The organism is Pseudomonas sp. R4-34-07 (assembly GCF_003852375.1).
GTDB lineage: Bacteria > Pseudomonadota > Gammaproteobacteria > Pseudomonadales > Pseudomonadaceae > Aquipseudomonas.
Genome location: NZ_CP027760.1, coordinates 2,568,583 through 2,588,298, shown reverse-complemented (window position 1 = coordinate 2,588,298; position 19,716 = coordinate 2,568,583). Strand labels below are relative to the sequence as shown.

17 protein-coding genes are annotated in these 19,716 nt (G+C 63.5%); 8 read left to right on the top strand and 9 right to left on the bottom strand.

Annotated features, from left to right (window positions below; translation table 11 throughout):
• Positions 1–46 precede the first annotated feature (46 nt).
• Positions 47–841, bottom strand: coding sequence for a class II aldolase/adducin family protein (locus C4J85_RS11835; protein WP_124409673.1), 795 nt, complete (start codon positions 839–841; stop codon positions 47–49).
• A 329-nt stretch (positions 842–1,170) separates the two neighbouring features.
• A complete protein-coding gene (locus C4J85_RS11830; protein WP_124366811.1) occupies positions 1,171–2,076 on the bottom strand; it encodes a LysR family transcriptional regulator in 906 nt (301 codons plus the stop codon).
• Between the two features lie 213 nt (positions 2,077–2,289).
• On the opposite strand from C4J85_RS11830, the gene C4J85_RS11825 reads away from it, so the two are divergent.
• From C4J85_RS11825 to C4J85_RS11800, 6 genes are all read left to right on the top strand, one after another.
• A complete protein-coding gene (locus C4J85_RS11825) occupies positions 2,290–2,901 on the top strand; it encodes a cysteine dioxygenase (protein ID WP_124366810.1) in 612 nt (203 codons plus the stop codon).
• Complete coding sequence (locus tag C4J85_RS11820) at positions 2,898–4,481, top strand: rhodanese homology domain-containing protein (RefSeq protein WP_124409672.1); 1,584 nt, start codon at positions 2,898–2,900, stop codon at positions 4,479–4,481. The genes C4J85_RS11825 and C4J85_RS11820 overlap by 4 nt, the downstream gene beginning before the upstream one ends.
• 83 nt (positions 4,482–4,564) lie before the next feature.
• Positions 4,565–5,539 carry an ABC transporter substrate-binding protein gene (locus C4J85_RS11815; protein ID WP_124409671.1) on the top strand — a complete coding sequence of 325 codons (975 nt, stop codon included), beginning with the start codon at positions 4,565–4,567 and terminating at the stop codon, positions 5,537–5,539.
• 10 nt (positions 5,540–5,549) lie between these two features.
• The gene (locus tag C4J85_RS11810; RefSeq protein WP_124409670.1) at positions 5,550–6,890 is read left to right on the top strand and encodes an LLM class flavin-dependent oxidoreductase; all 1,341 of its coding nucleotides are present in this window, start codon (positions 5,550–5,552) and stop codon (positions 6,888–6,890) included.
• A 120-nt stretch (positions 6,891–7,010) separates the two neighbouring features.
• Complete coding sequence (locus C4J85_RS11805) at positions 7,011–8,180, top strand: acyl-CoA dehydrogenase family protein (protein WP_124409669.1); 1,170 nt, start codon at positions 7,011–7,013, stop codon at positions 8,178–8,180.
• Positions 8,177–9,121 (top strand): D-isomer specific 2-hydroxyacid dehydrogenase family protein, encoded by a 945-nt coding sequence (locus C4J85_RS11800; protein WP_124409668.1) that lies wholly within the window; start codon positions 8,177–8,179, stop codon positions 9,119–9,121. Before C4J85_RS11805 ends, C4J85_RS11800 begins: the two co-directional genes overlap by 4 nt.
• Positions 9,122–9,241: 120 nt before the next feature.
• Here the strand turns inward: C4J85_RS11800 and C4J85_RS11795 are convergent, their stop codons facing one another.
• From C4J85_RS11795 to C4J85_RS11775, 5 genes are all read right to left on the bottom strand, one after another.
• Positions 9,242–9,991, bottom strand: coding sequence for an energy transducer TonB (locus C4J85_RS11795; RefSeq protein ID WP_124409667.1), 750 nt, complete (start codon positions 9,989–9,991; stop codon positions 9,242–9,244).
• Positions 9,988–10,434 carry a protein TolR gene (tolR, locus tag C4J85_RS11790; RefSeq protein ID WP_124362574.1) on the bottom strand — a complete coding sequence of 149 codons (447 nt, stop codon included), beginning with the start codon at positions 10,432–10,434 and terminating at the stop codon, positions 9,988–9,990. Before tolR ends, C4J85_RS11795 begins: the two co-directional genes overlap by 4 nt.
• A gap of 15 nt (positions 10,435–10,449) precedes the next feature.
• Positions 10,450–11,142, bottom strand: a complete 693-nt coding sequence (tolQ, locus tag C4J85_RS11785; RefSeq protein WP_124409666.1) for a protein TolQ — start codon at positions 11,140–11,142, stop codon at positions 10,450–10,452.
• A gap of 47 nt (positions 11,143–11,189) precedes the next feature.
• Entirely contained in the window at positions 11,190–13,049 is a 1,860-nt protein-coding gene (locus C4J85_RS11780; protein ID WP_124409665.1) for a phytase, read from the bottom strand.
• Between the two features lie 143 nt (positions 13,050–13,192).
• The gene (locus C4J85_RS11775) at positions 13,193–15,697 is read right to left on the bottom strand and encodes a TonB-dependent receptor (RefSeq protein WP_124409664.1); all 2,505 of its coding nucleotides are present in this window, start codon (positions 15,695–15,697) and stop codon (positions 13,193–13,195) included.
• Between the two features lie 380 nt (positions 15,698–16,077).
• Here C4J85_RS11775 and C4J85_RS11770 point away from each other — a divergent pair, with 380 nt between their 5' ends.
• Complete coding sequence (locus tag C4J85_RS11770; RefSeq protein ID WP_124409663.1) at positions 16,078–16,992, top strand: GGDEF domain-containing protein; 915 nt, start codon at positions 16,078–16,080, stop codon at positions 16,990–16,992.
• A gap of 1 nt (position 16,993) precedes the next feature.
• Positions 16,994–18,031: an AraC family transcriptional regulator gene (locus tag C4J85_RS11765; RefSeq protein ID WP_124407014.1), complete on the top strand. Its 1,038-nt coding sequence runs from the start codon at positions 16,994–16,996 to the stop codon at positions 18,029–18,031.
• Here C4J85_RS11765 and C4J85_RS11760 read toward each other — a convergent pair.
• Together C4J85_RS11760 and ycaC are read right to left on the bottom strand one after the other, a co-directional pair.
• Entirely contained in the window at positions 18,018–18,899 is an 882-nt protein-coding gene (locus C4J85_RS11760) for a LysR family transcriptional regulator (RefSeq protein WP_124366798.1), read from the bottom strand. The two genes, C4J85_RS11765 and C4J85_RS11760, sit on opposite strands and share 14 nt — an antisense overlap.
• A 196-nt stretch (positions 18,900–19,095) precedes the next feature.
• Complete coding sequence (gene ycaC, locus C4J85_RS11755; protein ID WP_057722054.1) at positions 19,096–19,713, bottom strand: isochorismate family cysteine hydrolase YcaC; 618 nt, start codon at positions 19,711–19,713, stop codon at positions 19,096–19,098.
• Positions 19,714–19,716 lie beyond the last annotated feature (3 nt).

The following is a 19,716-nucleotide window of genomic DNA, read 5'->3' as shown; positions in this document are numbered from 1 at the left end:
GATGCGCAGGGGCTTGCTCCCCTGCTGCATCCGGACCGGCGATAACTCAATTCTTGTAGTCGGTATCCCTACGCTCCAACTGCCGGATCAACGCATTCCAATGCCGCGCCACCCCCGGCCCTTCCCCACTGCTGAAGACCTTGGCCTGCTGCTCGACCCTGTCTACCACCTCTGCGGGTGGAAAAATCAACTGCGCATTCCCGCCTGCCTGCGCCGCAATCTGGATGTTGCAGGCGCGCTCCAACCCCTGCAGCTGCTGGAATGCATGCTCCACGCTGATGCCTGCGGTCAAAAGCCCATGGTTGCGCAGGATCATCACGCTCTTGTCGCCCAGGTCCGCCACCAGCCGCTCGCGTTCGTCCAGGTCCAGGGCCACGCCTTCGTAGCCGTGATAGGCCACGCGTCCGGAAAACGCGATGGAATGCTGGGAGATCGGTAACAGCCCGTCCTTCTGCGCGGACACCGCAATACCGTCGCGGGTATGGGTGTGCAGCACCGCCTGCAGGTCGTGGCGCGCGCCATGGATGGCACTGTGGATCACGTAACCGGCGTAGTTGATGCCAAGGCCGGTGGGGTCATCGACCAGGGTGCCGTCGAGGTCGACCTTGACCAGGTTGGAGGCGCTGATTTCATCGAACAGCAGGCCGAAGGCGTTGATCAGGAAATGTTCCTCGGGGCCCGGTACACGGGCGGAGAAATGCGTGTAGATATGGTCGGTCCAGTTGTACAAGGCCGCCAGTCGATAGGCGGCGGCCAGTTTGACGCGCACCTCCCATTCCTCTGGCGTGACGCGTTGGCGGACGGTACTGGAGACGCTTGATAGCGAGGTGACGCTGCTCATGGCAAAACTTCCTGGATGGCCTTAAGGACTTCCCGGCCAGCCTAGGCGATGCGCAAAAATAATAAAAAGCACATTTTAATCTAAGCTAATTATTATTAATTTTTATAAATACACGTCATCAACACATAACAAATGTGGGAGGGGCTTGCCCTAATGCCAGTCAGTAAGCGAACGGGGCTCACTGTAGGAGCGAGCTTGCTCGCGAAAAACGCCCAGGCAACGCGTTCATTCTGAATAAACGCGGGGGCCCTGAGTTCTTCGCGAGCAAGGGCCAGCCGCCCGCCTCGCTCCTACAAAAAGCCTTAAGGCTTGCCCCCTCCCACACGGATTCAGGCAGCGTTGCGGATCTTGTGCAGGGAATCGGCTACCCATTGACCAAACGCATCCACCGGCCCTTGCAGGTTGCCAAGAAAGTGCGGATAGATCAGCCATAAATCCATCACCGGCTTGAAGTCCTTCAACGGCATCACCGCCAGTTGCTCGCGATGGGCACTGCGCGCAAGCAACGGGCGCGGCACCAGGCCAAGGCCCAGCCCATCCGCCACCAGCCCCAATTGCAACTCGGTGCCGAAGGTTTCCAGGTTCACCCGCAAGGCCAGGCCCTGGTCCGACAGGGTACGTTGCAGACCGGCACGGAAGCCGCAGCCGTCCGGGTTGAGGATCCAACCGTGCTGGTACACGTCGGCCAGCTTGCACGGCTTTTTCGGCAGTTGCGCCGTGGCGCACACCACCACCAGGTCCATCTTGCCGATGGACTCACCAACGATGTTGTCCGGAAAAATCTTGCCCGCCGGGAATAACGCCACCGCCGCATCCAGCTCGCCGCGCTCGATCTTGCCGACCAACTGGCTGCCCCAGCCGGTAGCCACCTGGGCGCGCAGGTCGGTGTACTCGCTGCGCAGGTGCTTGAGCGCATCGAGCAGCACCACGTCGCCGATGGTCTGCGGCACCCCCAGGCGCAGCACGCCGCTGGGCGGTGCGTCGGTGGCAACCAGCTCGCGCAGCGCGTCCATCTCGCGCAGGATCGAGCGGCACTGCTCATACACCCGGGTGCCGATCAGCGTAGGCTTGAGCGGTTTGGTGTTGCGGTCGAACAGCTCAACCCCCAGCGCCTGCTCGAAGTTCTGCACACGGCGGGTGATGGCCGGCTGGGTCAACTGCAACGACTCGGCGGCATGGCTGATGGACTGGCAACGAATCACTTCGACAAAGGCATCGATATCGTCAATTTTCATTTGGGCCGCACATAGAGAACAGTCATTAAGATGTGCGCCAAGCATAGTTGGCGCCACCCGGTCTGGATAGCCCGTGCTGTGATCAATAACGTCTAACGCTATACAGGACGATTCTAAATTACTTAAAGCTATAAGCTAATCATTAAAAAATAGCATATTAACCACAAACATTATGCTTAGATAAGCCCATCAACTACCGCGAATGGAATGTTCATGAGCCAGGCCCGACACCCCGAGAGATTACGCGCCTTTATCGGCGCCTTGGCTGAGCTGATCGACGGCAACCCGCGCGAGGGCGACCTGCTGCACCGTGGCGGCAAGCTGCTGGCGCAACTGGTCAGCCATGATGACTGGCTCCCCGACGCATTCGCCCAACCCGACCCCGAGCGCTATCAGCAATTTCTGCTGCATGCCGACTCGCGCCAGCGTTTCAGCATCGTCAGTTTTGTGTGGGGGCCGGGTCAACGCACGCCGATTCATGATCATCGGGTGTGGGGGCTGATCGGCATGTTGCGCGGCGCGGAATTTTCCCAGGGTTTTGCCCGGGCGCCCGATGGCGCGCTGGTCGCCGAGGGCACGCCGGTGCAACTGCTGCCGGGCCAAGTCGAAGCGGTGTCGCCCAAGATCGGTGATATCCATCAGGTGAGCAATGCCTACGACGACCAGGTGTCCATCAGCATTCATGTGTACGGCGCCAACATCGGCGCGGTGCGTCGAGCGGTGTATCAACCCGACGGCAGCGAGAAGCTGTTTATCTCCGGTTATTCCAACGCCTACCTCCCGAATATCTGGGACCTGTCCAAAGAAAAGAGCCCTGCCCTATGAGCACCGTATCGACCCGCAACTACGCCCGGATTCGCCAGGCCCTGTTGGACCATGAGGAAGTCGCCCTGGTAGACGTGCGCGAGGAAGCGCCGTATGCCGAAGGCCACCCGCTGTTTGCCGTGAACATTGCCCTGTCCAGGCTGGAACTGGAGGTGTATGCGCGCATCCCACGTCGCGATACCCAGGTCACGCTGTACGACAACGGTGAAGGTCTGGCCGAGCGTGCCGCCCAACGCCTGGTTGCGCTGGGCTACACCCGGGTCAGCCTGCTCGAAGGTGGGCTTGAGGGCTGGCGCCAGGCCGGTGGCGAGCTGTTTATCGACGTCAACGTACCGAGCAAGGCCTTTGGCGAACTGGTGGAAAGCCAGCGCCACACGCCATCCCTGGCGGCCGAGGAAGTCCAGGCGCTGCTCGACAGCCAGGCCGATGTGGTGGTGCTCGACGCCCGGCGTTTCGATGAATACCAGACCATGAGCATCCCCACCGGCATCAGCGTGCCGGGCGCCGAACTGGTGCTGCGCGCCCGTGAACTGGCCCCGGACCCGGCTACGCGCATTATCGTCAACTGCGCCGGGCGTACCCGCAGCATTATCGGCACCCAGTCATTGATCAATGCCGGCGTGGCCAACCCGGTGTCGGCGCTGCGCAACGGCACCATCGGCTGGACCCTGGCCGGGCAGACACTCGCCTATGGTCAAGCACGCCGCTTCGCGCCGACGTCAGAGGAACATCGCCTGATCGCTGCCCAGAAGGCCCGCGGCGTGGCCGACAAGGCCCGCGTCGGCCGTGCCACCCTCGATGATCTGCAACGCTGGCAGCAGGACGCGACACGCACCACCTACCTGTTCGACGTGCGCACCCCGGAAGAATTCGAGGCCGGCCACCTGCCCAGCGCCCGCTCCACACCGGGGGGGCAACTGGTGCAGGAAACCGACCATGTCGCCAGCGTGCGTGGCGCGCGCCTGGTGCTGGTGGACGATGACGGCGTGCGTGCAAATATGTCGGCGTCCTGGCTCGCCCAGCTGGGTTGGGACGTCTATGTGCTCGACGAGGTGCACGCCGCGCATTTCAGCGAACACGGCGCCTGGGTCGCGCCGGTGCCCGCGCCACCCCAGGCCGAACTGATCAGCGCGCACACCCTCGCCGACTGGCTCGAACATGGCGACACGGTGGTGCTGGACTTCACCGCCAGCGCCAATTACGTGAAGCGCCATATCCCCGGTGCCTGGTGGACGTTGCGTGCGCAACTGCCCCAGGCGCTGGCAAAGGTGCCCCGCGCGCAGCGCTACGTATTGACCTGCGGCAGCAGCCAATTGGCGCGCCTGGCGGTGCCCGAAGTCGAAGCCCTGACCGGCCGGCAAGTGTTCCTGCTGGAGGGCGGCACCGCCGCCTGGATCGCCGCGCAACTGCCGCTGGAGGAAGGCGATACACACCTGGCGTCACCGCGTATCGACCGCTACCGCCGCCCCTATGAAGGCGCCGATAACCCACGGGAAGCCATGCAGGCCTACCTGGATTGGGAATTCGGCCTGGTCGAGCAACTGGCCCGCGACGGCACCCACGGCTTCTACGTGATCTGATCCACCGCTACACCGTTCCCGGATATCCGACCCCTTCTCCAGGCGGAGGTACCTTCTTTTACCCAACGCCTGGAGTTTGTCCCATGCTGTTCAATACCCCCCTCTCACGCCTGCTGCTAGGCTGCGCCCTGGCGCTCGGCCTGCTTGCCAATGCCCACGCCGCCGACCTGCAACCTCTGCGCGTGGCCAACCAGAAGTCGACGATCAAGGCGCTGCTGGAAGCCTCCGGCGAAACTAAAAACGTGCCCTATGAAATCAAATGGTCGGAATTCCCCTCGGCCTCGCCGCTGGGCGAAGCGCTGAATGCCGGTGCGGTGGATGTCGGCGCCCTGGGCGACGCGCCCTATGTGTTCGCCCTCGGCGCCGGTGCGTCGCTCAAAGTGATCAGCATCATCCATGCCGAAGGGCGGAACACCACCGCGTTGCTGGTGCCCCAGGATTCGCCGATCAAGACCGCAGCCGACCTCAAGGGCAAGAAAATCGTCACCGGGCGCGGCTCCATCGGCCATTACCTGGCGATCAAGGCCCTGGCCAGCGCCGGCCTGACCTCAAAGGATGTGCAGTTCATTTTCCTGCTGCCCGCCGAATCCCGCTTGGTGCTGGATAACGGCACCGCCGATGCCTGGGCGACCTGGGACCCCTACACCACCGTAGTCACCTCACAAAGCAACGCCCGTGTGCTGGTCAGCGGCAGGAACCTGCTGAGCAACCACCTGTACTTCGCCGCCACCAGCCAGGCCATTGCCGACAAGCGCGTGCAACTGGACGACTTTGTCGCCCGCGTCGACCGGGCCTACGCCTGGGCCAACAAGCACCCCGACGAATACGCCGCCGCCCAGGCCAAAATCACCGGCCTGCCGTTGGCGGTGCACATTGAAGTGGCCAAGGACACCCACCTGTCCCCGGTACAAATTGACGACGCGGTGATCAGCGGCCTGCAAGCCACCGCCGACACCTACCAGAAGGAAGGCCTGTTGAGCCGGCGCATCGACGTGTCCCATGGCTTCGACAAGAGCTTCAACGCCCAGCGTGCCCCCAATTCCCAAGCATCGCGCTAAGGAGCAGAACATGAGCAAGCCACGTCAATTGAAACTCGGTGCCATGGTTCACGGCGTCGGCCACGGTTGGGGCGAATGGCGCCACCCGCAGGCGCAACCCGACGCCAGCACGAATTTCGGCTTTTACAAACAGCAGACCGAACTGGCCGAAGCCGCCCGGTTCGACTTCGTGTTCATCGCCGACAGCCTGCATATCCACGCCAAGTCCAGCCCGCACTACCTCAACCGGTTTGAACCGCTGACCATCCTGTCGGCCCTGGCCGCGCTGACCACGCACATCGGCCTGGTTGCCACCGTGACCGTCAGCTACACCGAGCCCTACCAGGTGGCGCGCCAGTTTGCCTCGCTGGACCATATCAGCGGTGGCCGCGCCGGTTGGAACGTGGTCACTTCGTGGCTGAGCGGCACCGCCGATAACTTCGGCAAAGCCGAACACCCGCCTCACGCCGTGCGCTACCGCATCGCCAAGGAACACCTGAATGTGGTCAAGGGCCTGTGGGACTCCTGGGAAGACGACGCCTTTGCCTATAACAAGCACAGCGGCGAATTCTTCACCCCGCACAAGTTGCATGCGCTTAACCACCAGGGCGAATTTTTCTCGGTCAAGGGCCCGCTGAATATCGCGCGTTCGCGCCAGGGCCAGCCGGTGATTTTCCAGGCCGGCACCTCGGAAGACGGGCGCAACTTCGCCGCGCAGAATGCCGATGCGATCTTTGTGCATGTGGAGACTGTCGACGAGGGCAAAGCCTATACCGCCGACTTGAAACGCCGGGCCAAGGGCTTCGGGCGTGAGCCCGACAGCCTGTCGATTCTGCCGGGTATCCGCCCGATTGTCGGGCGCGATGCCGCCGAAGTGGAAAGCCGTTATCAGCAGGCGGTGGAACTGGTCACCGTCGAAGATGCCATCGTCGCCCTCGGCCGTCCGTTCAACGACCATGACTTCAGCCAATACCCGCTTGACGCTCCGTTCCCGGAACTCGGCGACCTGGGTGCCAACAGCCAGAAAGGCGGCTCCGAACGCATCAAGCAATTGGCCAGGGACGAAGGCCTGACCCTGCGCGAAGTGGCGCTGCGGTACTCGCGGCCCAAGCGCGACTTCGTCGGCACGCCGGAGCAGGTCGCCGATGCGATCCAGCGCTGGTTCGAAGAGGGAGCCAGCGATGGCTTCATCATCAACTCGGTGCTGCCCGATGGCTTGCAGTACTTCACTGAGCTGGTAGTGCCGGTGCTGCAGCAGCGTGGGTTGTTTCGTACCGAGTACAGCGGCCAGACGTTGCGCGACAACCTAGGACTGGAGGTGCCGGCCAACCGCTACAGCGTGGTTGAAGCCCCCGAAAAAGCCCTGGCCTGATCACTATCCCTTGTGGGAGGGGGCTTGCTCCCGATGGCAATCTGTCAGGCGGTACATCCACTGGCTGAACCACCGCTATCGGGAGCAAGCCCCCTCCCACATTTGACCGAGTACATCTTCATGACTCAATCGTCTCTACGCGCCGTGGAAGTTGTCGATTTCGACGCCGTGCTCGAGCGCCTCAGCGCCGAGCTGGCCAGCACAGCCCACCTTTATGATGAAAGCGGCGCCTTCCCCCATGATAATTTCAAGCGGCTGCATGAACACGGTCTGATCGCCCTCACCGTGCCCAGCGCCCTCGGCGGCGGCGGTGCCAGCCTGCCCCTGGCGCGCAAGGCCATCAGCGCGATTGCCAAGGGCGAGCCCTCCACCGCGCTGATCCTGGTGATGCAATACCTGCAGCACAGCCGTTTGCAGGACAGCAAGACCTGGCCCCGGCACTTGCGTGTGCGCGTCGGCGAGGACGCGGTGCGCCATGGCGCGCTGATCAATGCCCTGCGCGTCGAGCCCGACCTGGGCACACCGGCCCGTGGCGGCTTGCCGGCGACCACCGCCGTACGCAGCGCCGAGGGCTGGCGTATCAGCGGGCGCAAAATCTACTCCACCGGCAGCCATGGCCTGAGCTGGTTCAGCGTGTGGGCGCGCAGCGACGATGCCGACCCGCTGGTGGGCGCCTGGCTGGTGCCCAAGGACAGCCCCGGCGTGAGCATCATCGATACCTGGGATCACCTGGGCATGCGCGCCACCTGCAGCCATGAAGTGGTGCTCGACAACGTGCTGGTGCCGCTGGACCACGCCGTCAGCGTCAGCCCGCGCAGCGCGCCGCAGCCGGAGCTGGATGGCGAAGGCCTGCTGTGGATGTCAGTGCTGCTGTCCTCGGTGTACGACGCCGTGGCCCAGGCCGCGCGGGACTGGCTGGTGAACTGGCTCGAAGAACGCCAGCCGTCGAATCTCGGCGCGGCGCTGTCCACCTTGCCGCGTTTCCAGGAAACCGTCGGCCATATCGACACCCTGCTGTTTGCCAACCGCAGCCTGCTCGATGCCGCCGCCGACGGCCATACGCCGGCCGCCAACGCGGCGCAATTGAAGTACCTGGTGACTGGCAACGCTATCCGCGCGGTCGAGTTGGCCATCGAAGCCTCGGGCAACCCCGGCCTGTCACGGCACAGCCCACTGCAACGGCACTACCGCGATGTGCTGTGCAGTCGCGTCCACACCCCGCAGAACGACGCCGTGCTGCAAGGCGTCGGTAAAGCGGTGTTCGCCCAACGCCAGAAGGAACGCACATGAGTCAGCTGATTATTGCCAGCCAGTTGGACGAGGACTACAACGAGGTGATCCGCGCACGTCTGGCCACGCGGCACCCCCACGCCCAGGTGATCGGCGTGCCCGCCGGCGTGCCGAGCGACCTGCCGCCCCAGGCGAATATCCTGCTGCTGCGCCCTATCAATGTGCGCGGCTACACCGCACCGGATACGCCACCACCGGGCTGGCCCTACGGCGCACAATGGGTGCACCTGGTGTCATCGGGCATCGACTTCTACCCGCATTGGCTGTTCAACGGCCCTCCTGTCACCACCTCACGGGGCAGCGCCGCCGACAACCTCGCCGAGTTCGCCCTGGCGGCGATCTTTGCCGCGTCCAAGCATTTGCCGGACATTTGGGTGAAAGACGCGCACTGGCAATTCACCGCCCTGCGCCCACTCAAGGGCACCACCCTGGGCATCCTCGGCTTCGGCGCGATTGGTCAAAGCCTGGCGCAGAAAGCCCTGGCCCTGGGCATCAATGTCGTGGCGTTGCGGCAGAGCCAGGCACCGTTTGGCGTGGGTGTAGAAGCCGCCAAGGACATCCACGACCTGTTCGCCCGTGCCGACCACCTGGTGGTGGCAGCACCGCTGACCGAGGCCACGCGGCATATCATCAACCGTGATGTGCTGGGCAGCGCCAAGCCGGGGCTGCACCTGATCAATATCGCGCGCGGTGGGTTGCTGGATCAGGAAGCATTGTTGGAAGCGTTGGATAACGGCCAGATCGGCCTGGCGTCACTGGACGTGACCGAGCCGGAGCCGTTGCCGGATGGGCATCCGTTGTACAGCCATCCGAGGGTGCGGTTGTCGCCGCATACGTCGGCGATTTCGACCGATAGCCGCAATGAGATTGCCGATACGTTTCTGGCCAATCTGGAGCGCTATTTGGACGGCCTTGAGTTAGCCAACGTAGCGAACGCCTGATGCAAAACCAACTGTGGGAGGGGGCTTGCTCCCGATAGCGGTGGGTCAGTCAAAAGATGCAGTGGCTGACACTCAGCAATCGGGAGCAAGCCCCCTCCCACATTGGTTCGGTGTCAGCCATTATTTGATGCGGTAGTGAAAAGTGTTGCGCACCGCCGGCACGGCGACTGGCTGGCCGTCGACGACCCTGGGCTGATAGCGAAAGGTATTCGCCGCCGCCAGCGAAGGCCGGATAAACAACGGGTGACAGCCGTCCAGCACCTTGGGATTTTCCACACGGCCCTGGGTATTGACGGTGTATTCCACCGAACAGTCGCCTTCAATATTTTTGTCCAGTGCGCGCTCCGGGTAGTCCGGCGCTTCCTTGCTCAAGGGCTGATATTGGCGGCTGTCGAACGCCGGAGTGGTTACCGGTACAGCAACTTGGGCTTTCTCGGAAGCCACACGCTCCTGGTTCAGGCGTTGCTGTTCCAGCTCCCGATTGCGTTGCTCGGTGGCCAGGCGCTGCTGTTGCTGCTCGATTTTCTGCGCTTCGACCCGTTTGCGCGCCAGAGCGGCCTTCTCGATTTTCTGCGCCTGGATCTGCGGGTCAACCGTCGGTTTGGCCGGTACCGGTACCGGGACCGCAACCGGCTCAGGCAATGCGGGCGCTACAAGCTCAGGCGCCGGCGCCGGCATCATCACCAGTTGCGTGTGCATCGCCCGTGGCGCGTCCGCCACCAGTTTCTCCGGCGTCCAGCCCAGCATCAGTGCCGCCACTACCGCCACATGCAACGCCACGGCGAGGCTTGCCGCCAGGCTAACGCGCAACATCCCGTCGCTGTGTAGCGCCCGCGCCTGTGTCGGGCTGTGCATGATCATCGCCGTCATTGCGGGGCCTCGGTCACCAGCCCCAGGTTGCTGACACCGCCCTTCTGCAACACCGCCATGGCCGCCACCACGCGGCCGTACCCCGCGTTGTCGTCCGCGCGGATATACACCTGGGTGTCGCTGCGCGCCGCCACCACCTGCATGACCTTGGCGCCCATTTCCTCCAGGCTCACGGCGCTGTCGGTCTGGTTGCGGGTGTCGAGCTCGCCGCCCAGGTTCCAGTAGTAACCGCCGTCCGCCTGCACCGACAGCGTGAGGATCTGCTGGCGGGTGTCGGTGGCCAGCGCCTCGGCGGCGACCTTGGGCAACTCGATCTTCACACCCTGGGTCAGCATGGGCGCGGTGACCATGAAAATCACCAGCAGCACCAGCATCACATCGATGTAAGGCACCACGTTCATTTCCGCCTTGGGCCCGTGCTTGCGTTGCGGCCTGGTCAACATCGGTTCGCTCCTTGTTCAGGCGGCCACGGCCAGGTTGATCGGGGTACCGCGCAGGGCACGGTGCAGGCGCACTTGCAGTTCGTTGCCGAAGGCGTAGTAACGGGTGAGCAGGCTCTGGCTGCGCGCGGCAAAGCGGTTATAGGCGATCACGGCCGGGATCGCCGCGAACAGGCCGATGGCCGTGGCAATCAAGGCTTCGGCGATGCCCGGCGCCACCGTCGACAGCGTGGCCTGTTGCACCTGGGACAAGCCGAGGAAGGAATTCATGATGCCCCATACCGTGCCGAACAGGCCGATGTAGGGGCTGACCGAGCCCACTGTCGCGAGAAATTGCAGGCCCTTTTCCAGCTCCAGCTCCTGCTCGGTGATCGCAACCTGCAAGGCGCGCTCCACGCTTTCGAGCACTGCGGGATCGTGGTGGTGCAGGTGCTGGTATTCCTGCAGGCCGGCGATAAAAATCGGCGCCACACCGCCCTCGCCCGCCTGCACGGCGTCGCGATACAGCGGTTGCAGATCCGATGCGGCGCGAAAGCGCACCACGAAGGCGTGCAACTGCCGCTCCAGGCGCCGCAGCACACTGCCGCGCCGGATGATCAGGTACCAACTGATCAAGGATGCCAACAGCAAGGTGACCATGACCGCCTTGACCAACAGGCTGGCGTCGCTGATCAAGCTCCAGGTCGTCATATGTTCCATCGTCGCATGCATGGTGAAGCTCCTATTCGATTAAAAACGCGTGACTGGGTGATGACAGCTCAGGGTAATTTCAATGCGCGAGTCACCTCGGCCCAGGGCACGAACTTGAAGTTCTGGGCTTGCTCGGGCATGCGCTTGCGCCCGTCCTGCACCACCAGCATGCCTTGGCTCCACGGCCCACCCAGGTTGACGGCGGTAGCCTCGAGGCCATCGGTTTCCGAGGCGCCATCGATGCCGGCGGCGGCGTTCAAACCGACGCGAAACGCCCCTCGCACGGCGAACGGCGGTTCGGCGTCGAGCACCAGGTAGCTGTCATTGCCCTGGCTGGAGACCACCAGGTAATCCCGTGCAGGGCTCTGATACAGCGCCAGGCCCTCGACGTCCGCATGCAGCTGCGCGCCCACCTTGATCACGCTGGTCAGCGTCGCGGGCTGGTCGGCGCGGGCATCCACCGCCCACACGCCGACGTCTTCTTCCCCGAGAAACAAGCGCTGGCGTTGATCATCGGCCACGCAGCCTTCCGGCTGGCTGTCGACCTTGAACTGGCGCACCAACTCGCCCTGCACACGCCCGGCCGGCGCACTCAGGCGGTATTGCAGGAAGGTGCCGTCCTTGCCATTGGCGATCGCATAGAGCTCGCCGCTGGCGGGCTGGAACAGGCAGATGCCGTAGATTTCCTTGAGCGGCGTCGGCACTTCGCCGGCTGCCTGCAGCTCGCCACTTTCACGGTCGATGCTGAACAGGCTCAGGCTGTTGCGATCGCGATTGCTGGCGACGGCGAGGTCGACGGTCTGTGCGCCAAGCTTGAAGTTGGGGCGCACGTCGACGTTGTTCAGGCGCCCCACGGCCAGTTCCTGCAACAGCTTGCCGTTGAGGTCGTAGGCCAGCAGGCCCTGTTTTTTGTTGGTGCCCAGCACGCGACTGTTCGCGGGGGTGTGCGGGTGAATCCAGATCGCGGGATCATCCGCCGCATCGCCCTGGCGGCTCACCGGTTCGGTCTGGCGTACTGCGGCGACCTGCGGCAGCACCGGGGCAACTGGCACCGGTGTGGCCTGCCAGTCGAGGCGGCCCTGATACAGCTGGCCGCTGTCGTCATCGCGTACCAGCAACTGCCGGCCGTGGATCGCCAGTTGCTCCGGCTCCTTGAGGCCCGGCAAGCGCAGGCTCGGCTGCTCGACCCAACGTTCGCCGGTTTGCTGGAACAGATGCAATTGCGCGGTTTTCGGGTCCAGGGCCACCATTCCACCCGGCACCAACGCCATGGCGCCGGCTTCGCGCGCGGGGTTATCGAATAGCGCCACGGGCGTGCGTTTCACCGCGGCTTCCGGGTGCGCCGGGTAGGCCCACCAGCCGATATTGGCCTCGTTCACCACCAGGCGCGCGGCTGCATCGTCCACCTGGCAAAACTGCGCCGATGGCGGCAGCGGCAGCCCGCGTACACGCTGCGCCTGGGCCAGCAGCGTCGCGTCGTTGCCCACCAGCCATTGCTCGCCCTTGCCCTCCTCGCCCACCAGGAACACAAACAGGTTGGCCGCCGAATCGCGGTACAGGCACAGGCCGTTCACCGGGTAATCGCGGGTCGGCAGGTACAAAGGTTTGCCCCAGGTTTTGCCGGCGCTGTCCAGGCTGATCAGCAAGGCCTGTTGGCGATCGTTGTCGAGGCTGGCAACCAGCGTTTGAGCACCGACGGTGCGTGTGTCGAGGCTGCTGAAATTACCCTTGAACCGGGCCAGTTCGGCGCCTTTTTCGTCAAGCAGTAACAGACCATCGCGGGTGCTGGCGGCGAGGCGTTCAGTGGCGTTGGGCAGGAAGACCACGGCTTCGGCTTTCAGGCTGGGTGCCCACGGGGTCATGTCGATGGCGAACGCATTGGCGCTGGTGACCAGGGCGATCAGCAGATACAGCTTGGAAATTCTCATGAACAAGCAAATCCTTCGAATACGATGGAGATCCAATGTGGGAGGGGGCTTGCTCCCGATAGCGGTGGCTCAGTCAATGCATGTGCTGCCAGACACACCGCTATCGGGAGCAAGCCCCCTCCCACTTTGGGAATGGGTTGAATTCAAAAATGAGTGAAGGTCAGGCCCAGCTTGTAAGTAGGCCCGTACTCTTCGTACTGGCCGTTGTAGCTGCGGTGGCCGGTGTAGACGAAGTACGACTCATCCGTGAGGTTCTGCGCCTCGAAGCTGACTTGCAGGTTTTTGCTCAGCGAATAGCGCGCGCTGAAATCGACGAAGGTCTGCGCATCCACATGCAGGTCGTGGGCCTTGTCGTTGATCGACGCCAGCTCGTACAGGTAGGCCGACTTGTAGTTGGCCGAAACGCGCAGGCTGAGCCTGTCGTCTTCCCAGCCCAGCATCAGGTTGCCGACGGTGTCCGACTGGTTGGGCAGGCTGATGTTGCGCTTGCGGTTACCGCCGCTGGCGCTGTCGAAGCCCTCGATATCCGCGCTGGAGCGGCTGAAGGTGCTGTTGGCGCCGATCAGCAGGCCGTTCCACGGCGCGGGCAGCCAGTCGAATTTTTGCGAGTAGGCCAGTTCCAGGCCATACAGCTTGGCGCTGTCGCCGTTGGCGAAGGTGTGGGCCTCGGCAAAGTTGGCCCAGGCACCAGTGCCGGCGACGTCGGTGTTGTAGACGAAATTCTGGATGTCCTTGTAGAACACGAACGCCGACACGGTACCGGCGCGGCCCATGAAGTGTTCGATGCCCAGGTCCAGGTTGCTCGATTCCAAGGGCTTGAGGTCCGGGTTGCCGAAGGTGGCTTCGTCATCGTCGATCACGAAACCGGGGGCCAGTTGGCCAAAGGTCGGGCGCACCACGGATTTGGTCCAGGCAGCCCGCACCTGGGTGTTCTTGTCGATCTGGTAGCGCGCATGCAGGCCTGGCAGCCAGTGGTGATAACGGCGTTTGGTCTCGGTGGCGCTGAACTGGCCGTCCGTGGCGCCGGTGCCTTTTGCGTCGAACTCGGTGCCCTCGTAGCGCATCCCGGCGATGAAGCGCCAGTCGTCGATATCGACGGTGTTCATCAGGTAGCCGGCGTTGATGTCTTCGTGGATGGTGAAGTCGTTGACCCGGGATTCGGTGGGGTCGTAGAAGTCATCGCGGTTGAGGCCGCCGATCAGTTGGCGGATGTTACCCGCGCTGATGCCCGGCCCGAAGCGGCCAAGACGGTAGTCGACATTGCCCTTCTGGAATTGGTTGAGGTTGAGCTGTTCGTCAGTCAAGCCCTGTTCATCCAGGTCCTTGTAGACCCAGGCCTCCAGGTCGTTGTCCTTGTGGCGCCGGCTGACCTTGCCGCCGAACTTGAACTGGGAGGCGTAGCCACTCAGGTCATAGTCGCGGGCCAGGTCCAGTCGCAGGTTTTTCTCGGTGTCCTGGGTGTGCTGTTTTTCCCAGTCGACCTTGTCGAGGGTGAAATTGCCGGGGTCATAGAAGCCGCTGCCGATGATCGGGCGTGGCTTGGCCGTGTCGTAGAAGCCGCTGTCGGCAAAGTCACCGCCGTCGAAGGTGGCCCCGGCGATATGCGCCGGGCTGTCTTCACTGGAGCGGCTGTAGCCGGCCTGGCCGCTCAAGGTCCAGAGGCCAAGCATGCGTTCGCCGCCGAACACGTAGGACTGGATTTGCTGGGTTTCCTCGCGGTTCTTCAGCTTGCGCTTGCCCTCGGCCTCGCCCAGTTCGCCCGGCGCCTGGGGGTCTGCGAATTCGAAGCTGGCGGCGTTGCGGGTTTCGGTGTCCTTGTAGCGACTGTAGAGGGTGCGCAGGTAGTAGCTGCTCAGGTCATCAGGCTTGTAGTCGAAGTTCAGCCCACCACCGGCGCGTTCGCGGCGGATGTCGTAGTCGCGCTGTTCGAACTCGTTGAGCCTGGCGCCGTTGCTGAAATCCCAGGCGCCGCCGGTCTCGACGTTGTCCGAGCCGAAATCACGCTGCTGCCAACTGAGGGCCGCGGCCACGCCGAAGTTGTCGACACCGTCGCCGAGGCTGAAGCGGTTGCTGGCGGCGCCGGAGAATTTCGGGCTGGTCTGGGCGGTGTTCTTGTCATAGCTGGCCTCGGTGCTGCCGGTATAGAACAGGCCCTTGTGGTCGAACGCCGACAGACTCTTCACGTCGACGGTACCGCCGAGGGAGTTGGCGTCCATGTCCGGCGTGAGGGTCTTGATCACCGACAGCGACTGCACCAGTTCCGAGGGCAGTACGTCGAGGGCCACCGCGCGGCGCTCGCTCTCGGGCGACGGCACCAGGGTGCCGTTGATAGTCACGCTGTTGAGGTCCGGGCCCAGGCCGCGCACGCTGACAAACCGGCCTTCGCCCTGGTCGCGCTCCACACTGATCCCCGGCAGGCGCTGCACCGCCTCGGCAACGTTCTCGTCCGGCAACTGCGCCACGCCGTCGGCATGCACCACGCTCTTGATGCTGTCGGAGCTGCGCTGTTCCTTGAGGGCGCTGCCGATGGCGGCGGCCTGGCCAACCACCTCGACATGCTCGGTCTCGGCAGCATTGAGCCGCTCGCAGGTGATCGCCAGGGCCAAGGCGGTAAGCGTAAAGCTGACGAGCCCGGTGCGCTTGTACATGAAACCCTCCCCAAGAATCCGTTGGCGCCAGGCAAGGGGCCCGGCAACTGGAAGGGCAAGCTAGGGGTGCGGGATGACGGTTCTGTGACAGAACTCGGTGTGAAGGCCCGTAAACCGGGGGTTAGCAAAGGTTTTCGGCCTGAAATGAGCTGATATGACCTCAGCAGTTCCCCTGTGGGAGGGGGCTTGCTCCCGATAGCGGTGGGTCAGCGACAAATAGGCTGGCTGATATACCGCTATCGGGAGCAAGCCCCCTCCCACATTTTGATGTTCATCGCCCTTTGACGTGAGCTGATCCGACCCTCCCCCACCGTCATCCAACCGTCACATGCATCTGCTGTGCTGGCGCTCACGACTGGCTCATCCAAGGACCCGCACCCATGTTCTGCGTGCTCAAACCCCATCGCTGGAAGCTCGCCCTGCTGCTGATCGCCGCCAACCTCGGGCTGATCCTGCACCTGGCCTGCGGCGAGCTCAAAAGCCTCAGTGAGTGGGTGTGGCTGGATATCGTCGGTGAAGGCGGTTCGGCGCTGCTCGCGTTGATATGGCTGGGCCTGGTGCTGAAAAGCCGCCCCGCCGGGCGGGTCACCAACTACTTGGCACTGGGCCTGTCGTGTATCTTTTTTTCCTGGTGGATCGACAGCCTCGACGAGTTCATTCGCCTGCCCGACAGCATCACCTGGGACCACTGGCTGGAGTCGGGGCCGATGCCGGTGGGCATGATCCTGCTGACGATCGGCATCTACCACTGGCACCGCGAACAACTGGCGATCAGCGCACAGATGGAAAAGCGTGAGCGCCTGTTCCGCGAGCATCGGCTGTTCGACAAACTCACGCCCCTGGCCGGTGCCGACTACTTCAAGCGCCAGCTCGAAAGCAGCCTGCACGACAGCCGCGACCAGCAGCAACCGCTGTCGCTGCTGGCCCTGGACCTGGACCACTTTGCCGCCATCAACCAGGCCTACGGGCATGCCGAGGGCGATGCGGTACTGCAGGCGGTCAGCCATGTGCTGTTGCTCAACCTGCGCCGCCAGGACCTGCTGTGCCGCCTGGCCGGCGACCGCTTTGTGGTGCTGCTGGCCAATACCGGCGAGCGCCAGGCCCAGGGGTTGGCGCTGGAGTTGCAGCAAGCGGTGCAGAGCCTGGCGCACAAAACCCGGCTGCAGGGCGAACGCCTGCAACTGGCGGCGACCACGGCGGTGGTAATGGCCCTGGACGAGTCGCCCCACGACCTGCTCAGGCGCTTGAACCTGGCGCTGGCGCGGGCCAAGCAACCCCTTGCGAAAAGCGCCTGAGATGGCCGTGAAAGCCAGCTGGTATGAAAGCGACAGCCGCTTCATCCCCGGCCATTACCAACCCGCCACGTTGATCGACCTGGCCTTGTCCCGGGACATCGACAGCCATCGCCTGCTGCGCGGCACCGGGCTGTTCCACGAAGACATCCTGGCCGGCAACGCCCGCTTGAGCCCCCGGCAGTTCCTCGACGTGATCGGCAACAGTCGCAAGTTGCTGGACGCCGATGACAGCAGTTTCCTGTTTGGCCAACGCTTGCTGCCCGGCCACTATGGCGCGGCCAGCCATGCACTGGGGCATGCGCAGAATCTGCACCAGGCGCTGGAGATCCTGATCCAGCAACAGGTGCTGCTCAGCCCGCTGGTCACGTTGAACCTGGAGCTGGATGAGCACCATGCCTACCTGTACTGGCGGGACAGTTGCGGCGCCGGCGAGCACTGGCGCTTTGTGCTGGAGGCGAGCATGACCTCGCTGGTGGCCATGAGCCAATGGCTCAGCGGCCAGCGCCTGCCGTGGGTGTGCGCTTTCAGCCACGCCGAGCCGCGCTATGTGGAGCAATACTGGGTACACCTGGGCGAACACACGCGCTTCGAACGTCCATTGGACATGATGTGCCTGCCGCGCGAGTACCTGACCCGCGCCTGGCCCGGTGCCTCGGCCACGGCAGGCCAGGTGGCGCGCCAGCACGCCCGCGAGCAGATCGACCAGTTGGGCTTTGCCGCCAGCTTCCTCGACTGCCTCCATGACTACCTGCGCGAGCACGTACGCCAGCCGCCGAGCCTGGAACAGGCCGCACTGGCCTTCGCTATGAGCCCGGCGACCCTCAAGCGCAAGCTGCACAAGCACGACACCGGCTTTCAGCAACAGGTGGACCGGGTACGCAAGCACATGGCGTTGCACCTGTATCAGGTCAAAGGCTTGAGCAACGATGAAGTCGCCGCGTACCTGAACTTCAACGATGCGGCGAACTTTCGGCGCGCGTTCAAGCGCTGGACCGGCAGCACGCCCAGCCTGATCCGCCAGTTGTTCAGCAGCCGCTAGCCAGGCGTTCGCGCAGGAACTCGACCAACGCCTGCACCGGCCGCGAACTCTGCCGATGCTGGGGGTATACCGCCGACAAGGTCAGGGCTTCGGGGGCGAACGCGTCCAGTACGCTGACCAGGCGGCCGTCCTTCAACGCGTCGCCGACGATAAAGGTCGGCAGGTAGGTCACGCCCAGGCCGGCAATCGCGGTGTCACGCAGCAGATCGCCGTTATTGACGCGCATGCGCCCGCTCACGTTCAGCGCTTGCAGCTTGCCCTTGAAGCGCCATTGCACGTGGCGGCCGTGGCCGTAGGGCAGGCAATCGTGGGCGGCGAGGTCATCGGGCTTTTGCGGGGTGCCGCGCAGGGCCAGGTAGTCGGGGCTGGCGCAGTAGACACGGGGGATGCTGGCGATACGACGGGCGATCAAGGTGGAATCTTCCAGGGTGCCGATGCGCAACACCAGGTCGTAGCCTTCACCGATCAGGTCCACCGGGCGGTCGCTGAGGTCGACTTCCACCGCCACCTCGGGATAGCGTTGCAAGAACAGCGGCAACAGGCAACCCAGATGCGCCATGGCAAACGACAACGGCGCGCTGAGGCGAATGGTGCCGCGCGGTTCGCTGTTTTGACCGGCGATGCCCTGCTCCACTTGCTCCACATCACTGAGCAGGCGCAAGGCGGATTCGTAGTAACTCTGGCCCAGTGGCGTGACATCCAGGCGACGCGTGGAGCGGTTGAGCAGGCGCACGCCGAGACGATCCTCGAGCTGAATCAGACGGCGGCTGACAAACTGCTTGGACAGGCCCAGTTGCTCGGCGGCGGCGGTGAAACTGCCGGATTCCATGACCTGGCAAAACAGGCGCATGTCTTCGAAAGGGTTCATTGTCGCTTCTCGGTGGACGATGGGCTGTTTTATAACCGGTTGGTCGCAGCACCACAAATCAAAATGTGAACACAGGCAAATGTGGGAGGGGGCTTGCTCCCGATAGCGGTCGGTCAGCTACAAATAAGCTGACTGATACACCGCTATCGGGGGCAAGCCCCCTCCCACATGGATTACCGACAGGTTTGAGGACGAGTTACTTGGCGGTGAACGCCGAGTAGCTGTTCATCAGGTTGCGGTAGTTGGGGATGCGCGGCGACAGCAGGTTGGCCAGGCCTTCCATGTCGTTGCGCCAGTCAACCTGCAGCTCGCAGGCCACGGCGAACCAGTTCACCAGTTGCGCACCGGCAGCGGTCATGCGCGCCCAGGCGGCTTGTTGCACGGTTTCGTTGAAGGTGCCGGAGGCGTCGGTGACCACGAACACCTCAAAGCCTTCATCGAGGGCACACAGGGTCGGGAACGCGACGCACACATCGGTCACCACGCCGGCAATGATGATCTGCTTGCGGCCGGTCGCCTTGACAGCCTTGACGAACTCTTCGTTGTCCCAGGCGTTGATCTGGCCAGGGCGGGCGATGTACGGCGCGTCCGGGAACAGCGCCTTGAGTTCCGGTACCAGCGGGCCGTTGGGGCCGCTTTCGAAGCTGGTGGTCAGGATGGTCGGCAGGTTGAAGAACTTCGCCACGTCGGCCAGGGCCAGTACGTTGTTCTTGAATTCGTTGGGGGAGAAATCCTGCACCAGCGAAATCAGGCCGGTCTGGTGATCGACCAGCAGTACAACAGCATCATCTTTGTTCAAACGCGAATAAGTCATGCG

Bases quoted from the DNA above. Each gene is read 5' to 3' on its own strand.
- ycaC (WP_057722054.1), bottom strand. From the start codon at position 19,713: ATGACTTATTCGCGTTTGAACAAAGATGATGCTGTTGTACTGCTGGTC.
- C4J85_RS11825 (WP_124366810.1), top strand. From the start codon at position 2,290: ATGAGCCAGGCCCGACACCCCGAGAGATTACGCGCCTTTATCGGCGCC.
- tolR (WP_124362574.1), bottom strand. From the start codon at position 10,434: ATGTTGACCAGGCCGCAACGCAAGCACGGGCCCAAGGCGGAAATGAAC.
- C4J85_RS11800 (WP_124409668.1), top strand. From the start codon at position 8,177: ATGAGTCAGCTGATTATTGCCAGCCAGTTGGACGAGGACTACAACGAG.
- C4J85_RS11780 (WP_124409665.1), bottom strand. From the start codon at position 13,049: ATGAGAATTTCCAAGCTGTATCTGCTGATCGCCCTGGTCACCAGCGCC.
- C4J85_RS11830 (WP_124366811.1), bottom strand. From the start codon at position 2,076: ATGAAAATTGACGATATCGATGCCTTTGTCGAAGTGATTCGTTGCCAG.
- C4J85_RS11815 (WP_124409671.1), top strand. From the start codon at position 4,565: ATGCTGTTCAATACCCCCCTCTCACGCCTGCTGCTAGGCTGCGCCCTG.
- C4J85_RS11775 (WP_124409664.1), bottom strand. From the start codon at position 15,697: ATGTACAAGCGCACCGGGCTCGTCAGCTTTACGCTTACCGCCTTGGCC.
- C4J85_RS11820 (WP_124409672.1), top strand. From the start codon at position 2,898: ATGAGCACCGTATCGACCCGCAACTACGCCCGGATTCGCCAGGCCCTG.
- C4J85_RS11770 (WP_124409663.1), top strand. From the start codon at position 16,078: ATGTTCTGCGTGCTCAAACCCCATCGCTGGAAGCTCGCCCTGCTGCTG.
- C4J85_RS11795 (WP_124409667.1), bottom strand. From the start codon at position 9,991: ATGACGGCGATGATCATGCACAGCCCGACACAGGCGCGGGCGCTACAC.
- C4J85_RS11760 (WP_124366798.1), bottom strand. From the start codon at position 18,899: ATGAACCCTTTCGAAGACATGCGCCTGTTTTGCCAGGTCATGGAATCC.
- C4J85_RS11810 (WP_124409670.1), top strand. From the start codon at position 5,550: ATGAGCAAGCCACGTCAATTGAAACTCGGTGCCATGGTTCACGGCGTC.
- C4J85_RS11805 (WP_124409669.1), top strand. From the start codon at position 7,011: ATGACTCAATCGTCTCTACGCGCCGTGGAAGTTGTCGATTTCGACGCC.
- C4J85_RS11835 (WP_124409673.1), bottom strand. From the start codon at position 841: ATGAGCAGCGTCACCTCGCTATCAAGCGTCTCCAGTACCGTCCGCCAA.
- C4J85_RS11765 (WP_124407014.1), top strand. From the start codon at position 16,994: ATGGCCGTGAAAGCCAGCTGGTATGAAAGCGACAGCCGCTTCATCCCC.
- tolQ (WP_124409666.1), bottom strand. From the start codon at position 11,142: ATGCATGCGACGATGGAACATATGACGACCTGGAGCTTGATCAGCGAC.